Source organism: Streptococcus sp. HMSC063B03, assembly GCF_001836965.1.
Taxonomy (GTDB): domain Bacteria; phylum Bacillota; class Bacilli; order Lactobacillales; family Streptococcaceae; genus Streptococcus; species Streptococcus pneumoniae_F.
Genome location: NZ_KV831062.1, coordinates 1 through 1574 on the forward strand (window position 1 = coordinate 1; position 1574 = coordinate 1574).

Below are 1574 nucleotides of genomic sequence, written 5' to 3' on the forward strand. Positions count from 1 at the left end.
AAACTTCGAACTTTCCCGTGCAAGTCGACTTTGCTTAAGATTTTCAAGAATCTGCTCTTTATCAAAGGGCTTCTCTGCCACTCGCACCACATCATCCTCATGTTTGCTAGAGAAGTGCATCACATCACGTAGAGTCTTACTCTCAACGCTGAAGGTAGGCATGGTTCCCATACCTCCCGCAAAGGCAAATGCCTTTTTACGAATGCCGACTGGGATTCGGGTATCTAATAATTTCTCCCCAAATTTTCCAATGACATTATTGCTCTTAGCCAGGATATTGTCAACCTTTGATCCCCATTTTTCGACATTTGCGAGAATTCTTGCTTTGGTACTGTTCTTGGCTAACTGAATCATCTCAGCTGCCTTAGCTCCGAGTTTCGTGCCCTTAGCCATCTTACCTACAGCTGCTGGACCGACAAAAAGACTGGCAATCTCAAAGGTCAAGCCTCCTGCATCATAGGCATCCATATGGGTAACTTTATCCCAGAGGGCTTTCCCTGTCTCCTGAGCACGATAAGCTGCCTTATCCGCATAACTAGCATTGGGATCCTGACCACGCATAGCTGCTCCTGGATCCGTCAGAGCAGTGTAAGTAATAGATTGAACAATTACTTATCCCATAATGGAGATGAATAGGGATGAGAAAATCCTAATAAATTAGCCAAATTCTCTGCTTCTACTGTATCTTTAAGTATTTCTATAAACTTCTTAACTGCATCATCAAAATTATTAAATGTCCAAGTTTCCCCCACGACATAAGAACGTTCGTCTCTACTATTTACTTGGAATACACCATTCTTATAAAATAGGTGTGTTGCCCAAGGTAATCTCTTTGATTCATCAAAGAGCACGTAATGTAGAGTCTGAAAATTATTCAATTTGATTCTCGATTCAATCTCTAACACATATTGTTTTTCTAGTTCTGCTCGCATTATTAAAGCTCCTTTAACAAGTTCAAGGCTTTGTAATATTCAACATTCGATCCTAATTGTATCTGTGTTCCTCCACCTGCTCCGAAAACCATAGCTATCTCTCCCTTTCGAATATTTGAAAGAACATCTATAGGATTACCATATTTAGAAAGGCTCTTAGTTAAATATTTCCGTAACTCAGGTGAAGCATTATTGAAAGCCACTTCTATATTACTTCTTGTCAAATCATGTATTACTCTATATTGGTGGTAATCTTGGTAGCCTTCTGGATAAGGTAAACCACGTTTGTTAAACGCGATAATCTCTTCCTCCCCCACCGGACTAGTAAATCTTCCATATGGATGACCATAACGATCTATAATATCACCTGCTTCTAAATTTGCAGGTTGAGTAATGGGATTCCCTGCACTATCCAGTACAAAACCATCACCTTTTTCCGGCCATTTAATATGTCCTTCGCTATCCACATAACTTCGTGATCTGACAGGAGTTTTTCTTCCATCGAAACCATCATCTGCCGATAGATAAGCACGCTTGCCATTTGGCATTTCAACACGCTCTGGGAAATAGTGTCCCTTAGCTTCATACTCTCTGCGAAGATAGGCATCAAACTTCGAACTTTCCCGTGCAAGTCGACTTTGC

The 1574-nt window shown here is 40.7% G+C and carries 2 protein-coding genes and 1 pseudogene; all 3 read right to left on the reverse strand.

Translation table 11 applies throughout. The features are described 5' to 3' along the window. Positions 1 to 561 (reverse strand): annotated as a pseudogene (locus HMPREF2628_RS08445) (HNH endonuclease); the annotation flags it as partial. A gap of 47 nt (positions 562 to 608) precedes the next feature. Then, positions 609 to 932 (reverse strand): Imm59 family immunity protein, encoded by a 324-nt coding sequence (locus tag HMPREF2628_RS08450; RefSeq protein WP_070842895.1) that lies wholly within the window; start codon positions 930 to 932, stop codon positions 609 to 611. A gap of 2 nt (positions 933 to 934) precedes the next feature. Next, the coding region (locus HMPREF2628_RS08455) for a TNT domain-containing protein (RefSeq protein ID WP_180364289.1) at positions 935 to 1574 on the reverse strand (640 nt) is incomplete at its 5' end.

Coding starts and splice junctions, on each gene's coding strand:
- HMPREF2628_RS08450 (WP_070842895.1), bottom strand. CDS start 932: ATGCGAGCAGAACTAGAAAAACAATATGTGTTAGAGATTGAATCGAGA.